Here is a 12,368-nt window from a genome sequence, read left to right as displayed (position 1 = left end):
GATAAAAAATGAAAGAAATTAGGGATGCAAGATGACAGATATCGTAAAAATATTATTAATTGAAGATGATCATCAGCTTTCAGACAGCGTGCGTGACTTTTTAGTTGATATTGGTTCAGTCAAACAGGCGTTTGATGGTGAAGAAGGCGAATATTTGGCGACGGAAGAACCTTATGACCTGCTGATCGTTGACCTGATGTTGCCGCTGATGAACGGTTTGGAAATCATTAAAAAAGTTCGCGAAGCTAAAATTGAAACACCAGTGTTAGTTTTAACGGCGAAAGATAGTTTGGAAGATAAAATCACGGGTTTTGACACGGGGGCCGACGATTATTTAACGAAGCCATTTCATCGTGAAGAATTAATCGTGCGCGTGAAAGCTTTACTCAAACGAAGCGGGGTTTATCAAGATGATAAACGCTTGTTAGTTGATGATAACATGTGGTTAAATACGGAAAATCGTCAAGTGATGGTGGATGATCAACCTTTAAAGCTTGTGGGAAAAGAGTACGAGATTCTCGCTTATTTGGCACAAAATAAGAATATTATTGTTTCTCGAGAACAAATCTTTGATCGGATTTGGGGGATGGATTCAGACACAACGATTAATGTCGTAAATATTTATATTAGTAATTTACGGCGAAAATTAGAAAAGGCAGGCCGTCCCAAACTAATTCAAACTTTACGTAATGTAGGATTTCTTTTGGAAGTGAATTAATGGATAAAATAGTAAATAGAAAGCAGCAAATTAGACTGTTTCTGTTGGAATTTTTCAGTTTTTTAATTATTTTTACAGTTCTTGGAACGATCATTTTTTTGTTTTACCAGCGCAATACGTATAACAGCATTGATAGTACGTTGACACAGCGTACACAAATGGCCGCGAACAGTACAAATATGATGGGACCGCCAGATTTTCAAACAATTACGGTCTATTATAATTCTAAGGGAAAGATTCTAAACTCGCAGTATTTGAACAATATGGCGAGCACGGTTTCTAAAATTAAGGTCAATAAAAACCAGCTTAATAGAATTTTCAATATAAAGTCGGGAGATACAACGTTGCGTTGTGCCTACGTGAAGGTGCGTTCCAAAATGACCATGAAACGTGGGGATGACAAATTACTTAAAGCCAGTAAACAACCAAAATATGTCTTAGTTATAAAAAATGTAACGCCCGAACTTCAGGGTGTGAATCGCTTTAAAGACCTACTTTTGGCGTCCTTGATTATCTTTGGGCTGATTGTGTTCATCATTAGTTACATCATTTCACGGTACAACATGAAGCCGGTGTTAAAAGCGTGGAAACAACAAGAAGAATTTGTGGACAGTGCGGCTCATGAAATCAGAACTCCGTTAACAATTATTCAAAATAAGCTTGAAGGTTTAATGACAAAGCCCAATGATACGATTAAAGATCAAATTGGGGCCATCATCATGTCGCTTTCGGAAATTCGGCGGCTAAATGGACTAACCAGCGATATGCTGACGCTAGCACGGGCAAATTCCAACGTAATTACGTTAGAAAAAGCACCAGTTAACTTTTCTGAATTTATGAATGAAATTTTGGAACCTTATACGGATTTGATTGAGAGCGAAGACAAAAAATTAGTAACTTCAATTAATGTGGATAAACCTGTGTTGGTTGATGCCAAAAGGTTACATCAATTAATTGTTATTCTGTTGGATAATGCGATCAAATACACCCCAACTGGCGCAACGATTACAGTCAATAGTAGTATTGAAAATCGTAATTTAAAGATTCAGATTTGCGATACTGGGATCGGAATTAGCGATAAAAATAAGAAATCAGTTTTCAAGCGTTTTTATCGTGAAGAAAAATCTGGGAATAAACAGACAGGCGGTAATGGGTTAGGCTTATCAATTGCTGAATGGATCGTCAGAGCACACAATGGCCATATTAAAATAACTGATAATCCAGGTGGTGGTTCAATTTTCACCGTGTTATTACCAGTTGCAAAATAAAAATAGAAACATGTTGCTTTTTTCTGAGGAAAAATAAGCAGCATGTTTTTTGGTGATTCATAATTTAATTACATGGTCTTCATGAAAAATTCATACTTTTCCTTTAAAGTCTACCTTATAATAATTATAAGAAATTTGGAGGGATGATCATGCGAGATGAAGAATGCAGTTATCAACGATTTGAGGTTATTTGCAGCCAATGCCCAATGATTAAAAATGGTTTTAGCGGGCGAGCAATTAAAGAATACGAGAATACGTACTTAATCGAACTTGATATGAATACGGTTTGTAAAGAGGATCGTCGTTCGTTAATGCGCATTAAAGTCTTTAATGGTCGCGTAGTGATTGGGAAAAAATATATTCAAGCGATGAAAAATAAAACTGTGAACAGTAACGAAAAATTAGCATAAAAATACCGGGCGCTTACTTTAATTTGTAAGCGCCTTCTGTTATGATTTAAAAAGAAGTGTTTAAAAAAAGTAATTAGTTTATGACCAGTTACTTTTTAGACACGTTTGCACTAGAAAATAAATTTTAGTGCATTTGGAGGAGAAGATTATGACAGATAGAATAATTGCCGTTGACATGGATGGAACTTTTTTAAATAGTGACCAGGATTTTGATCATGACTATTTTTTAAAATTGTATCCTCAAATGCAGGAAAAACATGTAACTTTCGTGGTTGCCAGTGGAAATCAAGATTCGCAGTTACGGGCGTTCTTCCCCAAAACAGCTTCGACTATTTGGTTTGTTTCCGATAATGGGGCCTTAGTAAAAGAACCAGATGAATCAGTCATGTATTCAGCAAAAATGGATCCAGCTGCATATCAGCATGCGATTCAATTCTTAGATAGTTTACCAGATGTGCATCCGATTGTTAGCGCAGTTCACAGTGCTTATATTCTAGATTCTGAGCCAAAATCATTTTCTGAAATGACCGCTAGATATTATTATAAATTGCAGTCAGTAAAAGACTGGGATGAGATTGATGATACGGTTTTGAAACTGGGAATGTCTTGTCCAGATGAGCAAACAGAGTCAATTGTAAAAATGCTTCAAAATGAGTTAGCCGGAGAGTTGTTGCCTGTTTCATCAGGGCATGGTGATATTGACCTGATTATTCCGCATACACATAAAGCGAACGCCATCAAGCGTGTCGCTAGTCAGCTCCATGTACCAATGACTAATGTGGTCGCTTTTGGTGATGGTGGCAATGATGCAGAAATGCTCAAAGAAGCTGGGCTTGGTTTTGCGATGGCTAATGCGCCGCAAACGATAAAGGCAATCGCAAACGATGTAGCGCCTGATCATGACCAAAATGGCGTTCTTGTTACGATTGAGAATTTATTAAAACAGTGGTAAAGAATTGAACACAAAAAACTTCCGAGGCTATTGTGGCTGCTTCGGAAGTTTTTTGTTGGTTATTTTTAGTGTTTAGAACGATTATACCGGATTCGAAAAAGGGTTCCCAGGACAAATGTGATTAACGCGATCGCATAAGTCCATCCTTTGTAAATCGGTAGTTGCTCACGGGCTTCTAGCAAATACTGATTTTGAAAAGCATTTTGATATTCACTGGTTAGCTTGGTTTGCACACCGGCGCCAATTGCAGAATTGATAATGAGTGGCGATATGCCATCAGATTCAAGCTGTTTTTTAACGCTGTCTTGAAATCCAGTTGGATCCACTTTGATTGCTTTACCCTCGTAAACCTGTTCGACGGCAGTTTTTAAATCAGGTTTAATGACGTCTGAGGTGACCCGAATCGTATAGCCGTCGTATTGTGGAATTTTTGCATTAACGGTGTCCGTAATTTGGTTCACAACTGGATCACTCGTGGCAACAATCACACCAAAACTTTTGTTGAAAACTGTCAATAAACAGATGACGGCTAATACAAAAATTACATATAGGAATGTTGAAAAAGCACGCGAACCATATTTTGGTTTAATAAGACGTTTATGTTGTTCTCTGATAATTGGCGCCTCCTTGGTGTAGATAAGTAAGTTTCTCCAAGACTAAGCCCCAAATAGAGTTTTGTCAATTTGACATGAGCTGATAGGGTTCTTCTTCAGGGTTAAACGTGGTGGCTAACAAGCTGAGGGGCGTATCTTTAACCATATTTTCATAGCCTTTTCGGGCAATGGCGTCATTCATGTCTTGCAGAGATTGAATACTACCGAATTGTTTGAGATGCATCGGATCGTTGACAGTTGTCTGGTTGAAAATAGGCGATGCCAATAGGACAGCTGCCGGTAAAGGTGTGGGCGTATCAAAATAATAGGTAGTATCCGGAAACTCCAAGATCGCAATGGTGTTATTGGAAACTCTTCCTGGATAATACACAGCAAAGCCCCGCATGATTAAGACGGTGAGTGATTTTAGCTGGTTAATGGGATAACTTTTGTATTGATTTCCCTCTATTAGAATCGTGATTTTGTCATCATCAAATGTAACGGTCGTTTTTGAACGCATTTTTGGATGTGCAACGCGGTGCTTGAGGATACTTTTGCCCCCACGTGGATATTCTTCGCCATTAATTTGAATGTGAGCCCAAGATAAGAAAGGATCAACCCCGTCTTTTTGAGGTTTAAATGTAATTTGAGATTTTAAAATATCAGCACTAATGTTCATAAGAATCTACCTCCCCATAACTTAAAATAGAAATATGAAAACGTTTACGTGATATCACACCGATATCGTAACACCGTTCTCACAAAAAAACAATCTATTTTAATTTTTAAAGGTGAGATCCTATAGCTCGAATGGATTATCGAAAAGTTCAAGCGATTTTTGACCACCAAACCGGTCATACCAAGGAGTTGCATAATTTTCGAGAATGTCATTTAAAGTCGTTAGATTTGTTTTGCCAGTTGTTGCTAACCAGTCTTTTAAGGCCGGCTCGCCTTGAGCAACATAAAGCTGAATGGCTTCCTCCCATAGTGACTGACCGACTAATATACCAGCAAACTTAGCCCCAGATTGACCAGCAAATTTAACTGCGGATTTAAAAGTTTCAATAGATTCTGGACCACTTTTATATAAGAATGGGCGGGTGGTTGTGTCGCTAGCTTCTTTGAAGAGTTTAGCCGCTTCTCGTTTTGAATAAACGGGAGTCACGTCAGTTTCAGCAAAGCCTTCCACAAATTGCAAATTAACTGGCATTTCAATTTGAAGCATGTCAATATGATATCGTGATTTAGTTAACTCCTTGATAGTATCAATGATTAACGCTGGCTGGATTTTAGCAAATGCTGCACTTGTTTTATCTGTAACGGCGTCATCGTAAACAATTGGTTCGATAAAAAGTGGTAAGTCAGCTGCCAAAGCTTCGGCACCAATACGTTCCAAAAAGGCTTGTTTTTGATCATTAATCTGCGCGTCACCATGGGGATTGTAAGCCACCCGTACTTTTACACCGTTTGTTTTGGTGTGGGCGAGACGATTTAAAGAAAGACTGGATAAAAGCCGCGGAAAATGATTGTTTTTAGAATTATCTGGTTCAGAGCAATCGTAGGCAGTGATGAGACCCGCTTGAGTAGTTTTAGTCTTCATGGCTTCGGATCCGAGTTCTTGATCCAGTAAAATTCCTGAGGCGTAAGGAGAAAGGTATTCAGAAAGTAATTGTTTGAATTCATAACATTGTTTTTCATTAAATTGATGGCCAGATTGTTCCTGTGATTGCGCCATTAATTTTTGAAACGATTTACGCTGATCGAGGCCTAAGATAGTTAAGGTCCCTTCGTCATCAGCTAATTTTTGAAGGTTTTCAAATTTACCACGTGATAGTTTTGTTGGCATGGATTTTTTCTCCTTTTTGGTATTAATATTTTGTTCTAATTATATTCTCAATCAGTCCATCTGTGCTAGGTCAGTAAAATAACTTCTGGTGAAACTGAGTACAGAGTAACCGTATCACAACGTTTAGAAAGATGAAATTGTTCCGTTGCAATGGAGAGCTTAAATGGCATTAAAATGCTATAATGATGGAAATATTTCACGAGGTGATTTTATGGATCATAAGGCAGAAATAAAGGCTTATTGGCAATCGTTTGTAAGCAAACATCATCTTCAAAATGCTACTTACAGTGCTTGGGCGTTTGGTAATAGTCCTGAAATGGCAAATGAATTGGCAGATCTTACGTTTAAGGGAATCAAAACGGCGACAACTTCGGCATATGACTTATATGAAGAAAACGAACCTTATCCGCAAGTGGGCGAATATAACATTATTTTGGATGGCAGTGGGCATCCGGTATGCATTACCAAGACCGTGGTAACCGAAATTATGCCATACAAAAATATGACAGCTGAACATGCTTACCATGAAGGTGAGGGTAACCGGACTTTAGCTTATTGGCGGAGTGTTCATGAACCATTCTTTAGAAACGAGTTTAAGGAAGCTGGCCAAACGTTCACTGAAGACATGACCTGTTTTTGTGAAGTTTTCGAAGTTGTTGGCTAAGCATTTTTAACGCGTGATTCAAGAGCCAATAACTGACGTTTCAACGGTAATCCGCCGTGATAGCCGCCAATTGAACCATCTTTGTGCAAGACGCGGTGACAAGGAACAACGATTTGATTGGGATTTCTTCCGACGGCATTGGCAACCGCTCGAGCAGCAGTTGGTCGGCCAATTTTTTCGGCTAGGGCGCTATAAGTAGTCGTTTCTCCGTAGGGAATGGTCTGTAGGGCCTGCCAGACGGATTTTTGAAAAGGGGACCCATTAAATTCAATTGGAAGAGTAAACTGCTGGGATTTGCCGAGCAGCAAATTTTTGAGTGCCGTTTTATAAGGATTCGTTTTGTCGGAATTTTTTAAGAGCTGGGCATTAGCAATGTAGTGGTGCAGTTCTTCTTCTGAATTGCTGGACCCTACGAATGCTAGCCCATGGTCGCCAACAGCAATTAGGTAGGTGTAGTCTGAAACTGTGACCCGATCGATGTACAAAGTTTTCATGATGGCCTCCAAAAAACGTGATTTTGTCTAAATTATAACAAATAAGTAGACAAATGAATTTAAAAAGAAACTAATCAATAAGGGATGATGTTGTGAACGAACAGTTAGATTTTGAAACGGGTGTGAGAGAGGCAATCCCAACAGTTTTGGGATACATAGGAATTGGCCTTGCTTTTGGAGTCGTCGGGAAAACAAGTGGTTTGAGTGTTTTAGAAATATTTTTAATGTCGCTAATTACATATGCGGGGTCGGCACAATTTATTATGGTGAGCTTAATGCTGGTTGGAAGCTCCATTCCATTCATCATGTTGTCGGTCTTTTTGGTTAATGCGCGATTCATTTTGATGAGCACCACAGTTGCCCAATATTTTCGGAAGGATTCACTGGGACAAAACATTGGCATCGGATCGTTGTTAACTGACGAATCGTTTGCATTGAGTATGAACAAGCTTAATTTCACGGATCATCATCTCAAACCTGGCTGGATTCATGGTGCAAACATTGTGGCTTACTTAACGTGGGCGTTTGCCACAGCAGCTGGCGGATTATTGGGTAATTTGGTGGGCGATCCGAAAGCATTTGGGCTGGATTTTGCTTTGGTGGCAATGTTCATTGGCTTACTTTATCTACAAATGATTACGGATAAAAGTAAGGCCTTTGTTTTTCAAATTTTTATGGTCGTGGTAGTCTGCTTTTTGATGTATGGATTAACGATTTTCTTTTCAAATAATGTAGCGCTGATTGTGACAACGTTGGTCGGCTGCTTTTTAGGGATGGTGATTGAACAATGGCGCTCACGATGAACGTATTATGGACAATTATCGGGTGTGGCATCGTGACTTGGCTATCACGGGTAATCCCATTTGTCCTGGTTAAAAACTTTGATTTGCCAAAATGGCTGATTCAGTATTTAAGCTTTGTGCCATTGGTGATTATGACGGCCTTAATTATGGAAAATATTTTTACCCATCATGCGGGGTCATTGCCAACGGTTAATTATGAAAATCTGCTTGCAACAGTACCGACTTTTGTGGCGGCCATTATTTCAAAAAGTCTGATTGTGATTGTTGTGGTGGGGATTGTAAGCATGGCGTTGATTCGGTTGGCTTTTTAAAAAAATTCTTGACTTATCAATATAACTCTCTTAACATGAAACTAATATCAAAAGCAATGCGATAATCGAAGTAGCAGACTGCCCAACATTTCAGAGATCTGGTGGTATTGAGAACCAGAATGTGGTGGTTGTGAATTACAGTTATCAAGCTTCTAAATCTATAAATTAGCGATTCATCTCGTTATCGATGTTGAGTGGTTGCAGTTAATTGCAATAACTTGGGTGGTAACGCGGAGAATTTCGTCCCTAGAGTCTTTATTGACTTTAGGGACTTTTTTTATACTATTTGAAACAAAAAATGAGGAGGAACGGTTATGAATATTATTGATGAACTAAAATGGCGTGGGGCTGTGAATCAAACAACTGACGAAGAGGGGCTACGCGAATTAGCAGAGAAGCAACAAATTGGCTTGTACTGTGGGGTGGATCCTACGGGTGACAGTTTGCATATTGGCCATTTGATTCCTTTTATGATGTTGAAACGATTCCAACTCCAAGGCCATCATCCAGTAATTGTTATTGGTGGTGGAACGGGTGCGATTGGTGATCCGTCTGGTAAAAATTCAGAACGAGTTTTGCAGACGATGGACCAAGTTAAACATAATGAAGATGCCATATCTGCACAAATGATTAAATTGTTTGGGACAGAAAATTTCACCATTATAAATAACTATGATTGGCTTTCAAAGTTGTCTTTGTTAGATTTTCTTCGCGATTACGGAAAGCTTTTTAACGTCAACACGATGTTGAACAAAGAAGTTGTGGCAAGTCGTTTGGAAGTGGGAATTTCTTTCACGGAATTTACTTACCAAATTTTGCAGTCCATTGATTTTCTTCATCTATACAAACATGAAAATGTGCAACTCCAGATTGGTGGTGCCGATCAATGGGGAAATATTACTGCCGGAATCGATTTAATTCATAAGGTTGAAGGTTCAGATACGGACGTGTTTGCGCTCACGATCCCATTAATGCTTAAGGCTGATGGGACAAAGTTTGGAAAAACGGCTGGTGGCGCTGTATGGTTGGATCCAAAGAAGACTTCACCATATGAATTCTACCAATTTTGGATTAATCAAGATGACCGGGATGTTGTGAAATACTTGAAGTACTTTACATTCTTAGGTGAAGACGAGATTAACGAATTAGCAGATAAGGTTCAGACGCATCCAGAAAAACGGGAAGCTCAGCGCCGTTTGGCGGAAGAAGTGACCAAATTTGTGCATGGTGAACAGGCGGTAGTGGAGGCCCAACACATTACTCAAGCATTGTTCTCCGGTGAAGTGCAAGACCTAACAGCAGAAGAAATTGAACAAGGTTTTAAGAATATGCCTTCTGTTGAGGTTAGTGATGAAAAGAAAAATATCATTTTATGGCTAGTGGATGATACAAAGATTGAGGCATCAAGACGCCAAGCACGAGAAGATGTAAAAAACGGAGCTATTCGGATTAATGGTGAAAAGGTGCAGGATGTAGACGCTGAAATTGATCCTAGTGCGCATTTTGACGGCAAGTTTGTGATTGTGCGTCGTGGAAAAAAGAAGTACTTTTTGGCTAGGGTTAAGTAAAGTGAGTGAGGCAAAACGGTAAGAGGCTGATTGTAAGCACAACGGATGCGGGATCGCAATCCCGCGGGAGTTGTGCTTACAATCAGTCTCTTGTTTTGCCGAGCTGTCCTAAGGCATAGCAAAAAAGTGCAGTAAGAGTGGTGCTGGATGCGAGTTCTTGCGGCCAAACTGTGCCACAAGAATCGACAGCGAACGGAATAAGAAAGATTTTCGTTTCAAAAATCAACCAACGAAATGGAGTAGTGCGGGATCGCAATCCCGCGGGAAGCATACTTATTTCCGGCCTTTTGACGTGCCAAACTGTCCTAAGGCTTAGCGAAAGATCGCCACTGGCTTCGAAACTGCAACTACTATATAGAAGAAAAAATAAAAAACGACTAGTTTTCAAGCAGTAAAATTGCTTGTTGAAACTAGTCGTTTTGTTTATTTAACGGGCTGTCCTAAGTAATCAGCTTGATAACGGTTTGCGAGATAGTCGTGAATTTCCGTCAACATTAGTTTCGTGGAGGGCGCCTCTGCTTGAGTTTTATTGACACTAAGGCAAATTGTTCGGTAATACTGATGAGAAAATGGATAAACATTGACATCACCAGTCAATTTTTGAAGAGCTAGTTGAGGCAAGATTCCAAACCCAAGGCCACTTTCTACCATTGAAAGAATGGATTGATCATCAATAGAGTACGAAAGGGCATTTGGTGCAACAGCGTAGCGATCCAAAGTCTTCTTTGTGTCACGATCATAATCGATTTGTTGTAAAATGAAGCGGTAGTCGCCAATATCGTCAGTTGTGATATAGGTTTTATTTTTAGGGACAAAGTTAGCGGGCGTGACGCAATAAATGGGGTCAGCTACTAATGACTCGGTAGTTAATTGTGCGTCTACAGGCAGTGCGGCAAAACCAATGTCGACTGTGCCAATTCTTGTCATTTCGGCAATTTCTGAAAACGTTCCTTGAGTGATGGTTACATCAACACCGGGATATTTTTTCTTGAAATGTTGGATAATGGTGGGCAACCAATTAATGCAGACACTACTGAACGCACCTATCCGGATCGTACCTGAGTTTAAACCCCGAATTTGATCGGCAACTTGTTGTAATTGTGATTCACTATTTAAAATATTTTGAATAACTGGCAGAATTTGTTGACCGTCAGGGGTGATCTCCACACCAGTCCGGTTTCGAATGAATAGAGGAAAGCCGAGATCATTTTCTAGTTGGCTGATAGCATGGCTTACCGCGCTGGGAGTAACGTTTAAAACTTTTGCAGCCTGACCAAAATTTTTAGTTGTGACAACTTGTGCAAATATTTCGTAAGAAAAATTAGCCATATTAGCCTCCGCTTTAGTTTGGTAGTGAAAAGGATTCACATTTTATTGAGAACGTTGAGTTTTACTTCATATTAAATAATTAGTATCATGGAGTCAATAAGTATTGTAGATATTATGGGAGGAAATAGAAATGACAGAAGAATTTGCAAGTCGGGTTTCGATAACGTCAAAAAGCGGGTTGAATGCAATCTATCCGAGTCATGACCCGGAAATGATCTCTTTTACTGGAGGATTTCCAGATGCAAGTCTGTTTCCTACCCAAGAGCTTGGCGACAGCTTTCAAAATGTTATTAGTGGAAAGCAGACGCCGTTCCAATATCAAATTGGTGAAGAGTCTGAGCCGTTGCGTAACCAAATTTCCCAATTATTAGCGGCTGATGGGACGCAAGTGGACGCTTCTAAAATTATGGTGACCCAAGGCGCACAGCAAGGATTAGACTTGGTTGCTAAACTTTTGATCAATAAAGGGGATGGCCTGGTAGTTGAAGGGCCCACTTACATTGGGGCTTTGGCTGCGTTCGATGCGTATGAACCAACCTACTATACAGTAGGGATGGAAGAAGACGGAATGAACCTTGTAGATTTGAAAAAAATTTTAATTCAGCAACACGTAAAACTAATTTATACAATTCCTGATTTTCAAAATCCGACGGGAACAGTTATGTCGTTAGCTAAACGGAAACAGTTGGTTGAACTGGCTAATCGTTATGATGTTCTGCTATTAGAAGATGCTCCCTATCGTTGGCTACGTTATGAAGGGGAATCATTACCTACTTTAAAGTCACTGGATACTCAAGATCGCGTGATTCAATTGGGTAGTTTTTCGAAAATCTTAGCACCTGCCCTGCGTTTAGGATGGCTAACAGCAGGAAATGACCTTTTTGAACGACTACAAGAACTTAAAGGTGGCTCCGATTTAGAAACTTCTAGTTTGATGATACAAACGGTTGACTACTATTTAACACATTACGATTTGAATGAGCACTTGGGCAAGCTGCAAAAGAGCTATCAAGTTAAACGGAATGCCATGATGAATGCAATGGAAAGATACTTACCGGATTTTGCTCACTATACAAAACCGCAAGGAGGATTCTTTACTTGGTTGACAGTGCCTGAGGATCTTGACTTGGAAAAAGTGCAAAATAATCAGTTAAAACCCAGTTTTCACGTGATGATGATTCCATCTACCAATCTATTTCCAGATAAGACACATCGAAATGGTGCAAGAATCAGTTTCAGTAATGTAACTCTTTCACAGATTGATTTAGGAATACAACGGCTATCAAATGGCCTGTCTAGCGGTCATCAAAAGAGATCCGTTTAAATTGGTATAGGTGAAATTGGTGAAAGCTTTTCGAAAGAAATGAAATTAATTTGAAAAAGTGCTTGACGAAATGTTCTCAGGTTGTTAT

Annotated in this window: 14 protein-coding genes and 1 other annotated feature; of the genes, 9 read left to right on the top strand and 5 right to left on the bottom strand. The window is 39.4% G+C overall.

Annotation, left to right across the window (positions count from 1 at the left end; translation table 11 throughout):
- Nucleotides 1–31: 31 nt before the first annotated feature.
- The 4 genes from ACLHK8_RS06400 to ACLHK8_RS06385 all read left to right on the top strand — a co-directional run bounded on the left by ACLHK8_RS06400 (nt 32) and on the right by ACLHK8_RS06385 (nt 3,348).
- Nucleotides 32–718, top strand: a complete 687-nt coding sequence (locus tag ACLHK8_RS06400) for a response regulator transcription factor (protein WP_057774931.1) — start codon at nt 32–34, stop codon at nt 716–718.
- Nucleotides 718–1,986 (top strand): sensor histidine kinase, encoded by a 1,269-nt coding sequence (locus ACLHK8_RS06395; protein WP_063696525.1) that lies wholly within the window; start codon nt 718–720, stop codon nt 1,984–1,986. Before ACLHK8_RS06400 ends, ACLHK8_RS06395 begins: the two co-directional genes overlap by 1 nt.
- A 149-nt stretch (nt 1,987–2,135) precedes the next feature.
- Entirely contained in the window at nt 2,136–2,396 is a 261-nt protein-coding gene (locus ACLHK8_RS06390; RefSeq protein WP_057774935.1) for a hypothetical protein, read from the top strand.
- 148 nt (nt 2,397–2,544) lie between these two features.
- Nucleotides 2,545–3,348, top strand: a complete 804-nt coding sequence (locus ACLHK8_RS06385) for a Cof-type HAD-IIB family hydrolase (protein ID WP_057774938.1) — start codon at nt 2,545–2,547, stop codon at nt 3,346–3,348.
- A 65-nt stretch (nt 3,349–3,413) separates the two neighbouring features.
- Here the strand turns inward: ACLHK8_RS06385 and ACLHK8_RS06380 are convergent, their stop codons facing one another.
- The 3 genes from ACLHK8_RS06380 to ACLHK8_RS06370 form a co-directional block, all read right to left on the bottom strand.
- On the bottom strand, nt 3,414–3,863 hold the full coding sequence (locus ACLHK8_RS06380; protein WP_156406537.1) for a hypothetical protein: 450 nt from the start codon (nt 3,861–3,863) through the stop codon (nt 3,414–3,416).
- 163 nt (nt 3,864–4,026) lie between these two features.
- On the bottom strand, nt 4,027–4,620 hold the full coding sequence (locus tag ACLHK8_RS06375) for a hypothetical protein (RefSeq protein WP_434520238.1): 594 nt from the start codon (nt 4,618–4,620) through the stop codon (nt 4,027–4,029).
- Between the two features lie 120 nt (nt 4,621–4,740).
- The gene (locus ACLHK8_RS06370; RefSeq protein ID WP_434520237.1) at nt 4,741–5,787 is read right to left on the bottom strand and encodes a tagatose 1,6-diphosphate aldolase; all 1,047 of its coding nucleotides are present in this window, start codon (nt 5,785–5,787) and stop codon (nt 4,741–4,743) included.
- Nucleotides 5,788–5,998: 211 nt separating this feature from the next.
- Here ACLHK8_RS06370 and ACLHK8_RS06365 point away from each other — a divergent pair, with 211 nt between their 5' ends.
- Nucleotides 5,999–6,451, top strand: coding sequence for an ASCH domain-containing protein (locus ACLHK8_RS06365; RefSeq protein ID WP_057774967.1), 453 nt, complete (start codon nt 5,999–6,001; stop codon nt 6,449–6,451).
- Here the strand turns inward: ACLHK8_RS06365 and ACLHK8_RS06360 are convergent.
- The gene (locus ACLHK8_RS06360; protein ID WP_057774949.1) at nt 6,448–6,945 is read right to left on the bottom strand and encodes a methylated-DNA--[protein]-cysteine S-methyltransferase; all 498 of its coding nucleotides are present in this window, start codon (nt 6,943–6,945) and stop codon (nt 6,448–6,450) included. The two genes, ACLHK8_RS06365 and ACLHK8_RS06360, sit on opposite strands and share 4 nt — an antisense overlap.
- A 92-nt stretch (nt 6,946–7,037) precedes the next feature.
- Here ACLHK8_RS06360 and ACLHK8_RS06355 point away from each other — a divergent pair, with 92 nt between their 5' ends.
- From ACLHK8_RS06355 to tyrS, 3 genes are all read left to right on the top strand, one after another.
- Nucleotides 7,038–7,748, top strand: a complete 711-nt coding sequence (locus tag ACLHK8_RS06355; protein WP_057774953.1) for an AzlC family ABC transporter permease — start codon at nt 7,038–7,040, stop codon at nt 7,746–7,748.
- The gene (locus ACLHK8_RS06350) at nt 7,733–8,059 is read left to right on the top strand and encodes an AzlD domain-containing protein (protein ID WP_057774956.1); all 327 of its coding nucleotides are present in this window, start codon (nt 7,733–7,735) and stop codon (nt 8,057–8,059) included. The genes ACLHK8_RS06355 and ACLHK8_RS06350 overlap by 16 nt, the downstream gene beginning before the upstream one ends.
- 47 nt (nt 8,060–8,106) lie before the next feature.
- Nucleotides 8,107–8,310: a binding site (T-box leader), on the top strand.
- A gap of 63 nt (nt 8,311–8,373) precedes the next feature.
- Nucleotides 8,374–9,627 (top strand): tyrosine--tRNA ligase, encoded by a 1,254-nt coding sequence (gene tyrS / locus ACLHK8_RS06345; RefSeq protein WP_434520236.1) that lies wholly within the window; start codon nt 8,374–8,376, stop codon nt 9,625–9,627.
- A gap of 423 nt (nt 9,628–10,050) precedes the next feature.
- On the opposite strand, the gene ACLHK8_RS06340 is transcribed toward tyrS, so the two are convergent.
- Nucleotides 10,051–10,956: a LysR family transcriptional regulator gene (locus ACLHK8_RS06340; protein ID WP_057774962.1), complete on the bottom strand. Its 906-nt coding sequence runs from the start codon at nt 10,954–10,956 to the stop codon at nt 10,051–10,053.
- A gap of 130 nt (nt 10,957–11,086) precedes the next feature.
- Between ACLHK8_RS06340 and ACLHK8_RS06335 the strand changes: the two genes are divergently transcribed.
- Nucleotides 11,087–12,280 (top strand): PLP-dependent aminotransferase family protein, encoded by a 1,194-nt coding sequence (locus tag ACLHK8_RS06335; RefSeq protein WP_434520235.1) that lies wholly within the window; start codon nt 11,087–11,089, stop codon nt 12,278–12,280.
- Nucleotides 12,281–12,368: the final 88 nt, after the last annotated feature.

Origin of the sequence: Pediococcus sp. M21F004, assembly GCF_051122535.1 — a bacterium.
Taxonomy (GTDB): Bacteria; Bacillota; Bacilli; order Lactobacillales; family Lactobacillaceae; genus Pediococcus; species Pediococcus inopinatus.
This window is presented reverse-complemented; position numbering and strand designations above follow the sequence as displayed.

Coding starts and splice junctions, on each gene's coding strand:
- ACLHK8_RS06360 (WP_057774949.1), bottom strand. CDS start 6,945: ATGAAAACTTTGTACATCGATCGGGTCACAGTTTCAGACTACACCTAC.
- ACLHK8_RS06375 (WP_434520238.1), bottom strand. CDS start 4,620: ATGAACATTAGTGCTGATATTTTAAAATCTCAAATTACATTTAAACCT.
- ACLHK8_RS06350 (WP_057774956.1), top strand. CDS start 7,733: ATGGCGCTCACGATGAACGTATTATGGACAATTATCGGGTGTGGCATC.
- ACLHK8_RS06400 (WP_057774931.1), top strand. CDS start 32: ATGACAGATATCGTAAAAATATTATTAATTGAAGATGATCATCAGCTT.
- ACLHK8_RS06395 (WP_063696525.1), top strand. CDS start 718: ATGGATAAAATAGTAAATAGAAAGCAGCAAATTAGACTGTTTCTGTTG.
- ACLHK8_RS06335 (WP_434520235.1), top strand. CDS start 11,087: ATGACAGAAGAATTTGCAAGTCGGGTTTCGATAACGTCAAAAAGCGGG.
- ACLHK8_RS06370 (WP_434520237.1), bottom strand. CDS start 5,787: ATGCCAACAAAACTATCACGTGGTAAATTTGAAAACCTTCAAAAATTA.
- ACLHK8_RS06340 (WP_057774962.1), bottom strand. CDS start 10,956: ATGGCTAATTTTTCTTACGAAATATTTGCACAAGTTGTCACAACTAAA.
- ACLHK8_RS06365 (WP_057774967.1), top strand. CDS start 5,999: ATGGATCATAAGGCAGAAATAAAGGCTTATTGGCAATCGTTTGTAAGC.
- tyrS (WP_434520236.1), top strand. CDS start 8,374: ATGAATATTATTGATGAACTAAAATGGCGTGGGGCTGTGAATCAAACA.
- ACLHK8_RS06385 (WP_057774938.1), top strand. CDS start 2,545: ATGACAGATAGAATAATTGCCGTTGACATGGATGGAACTTTTTTAAAT.
- ACLHK8_RS06390 (WP_057774935.1), top strand. CDS start 2,136: ATGCGAGATGAAGAATGCAGTTATCAACGATTTGAGGTTATTTGCAGC.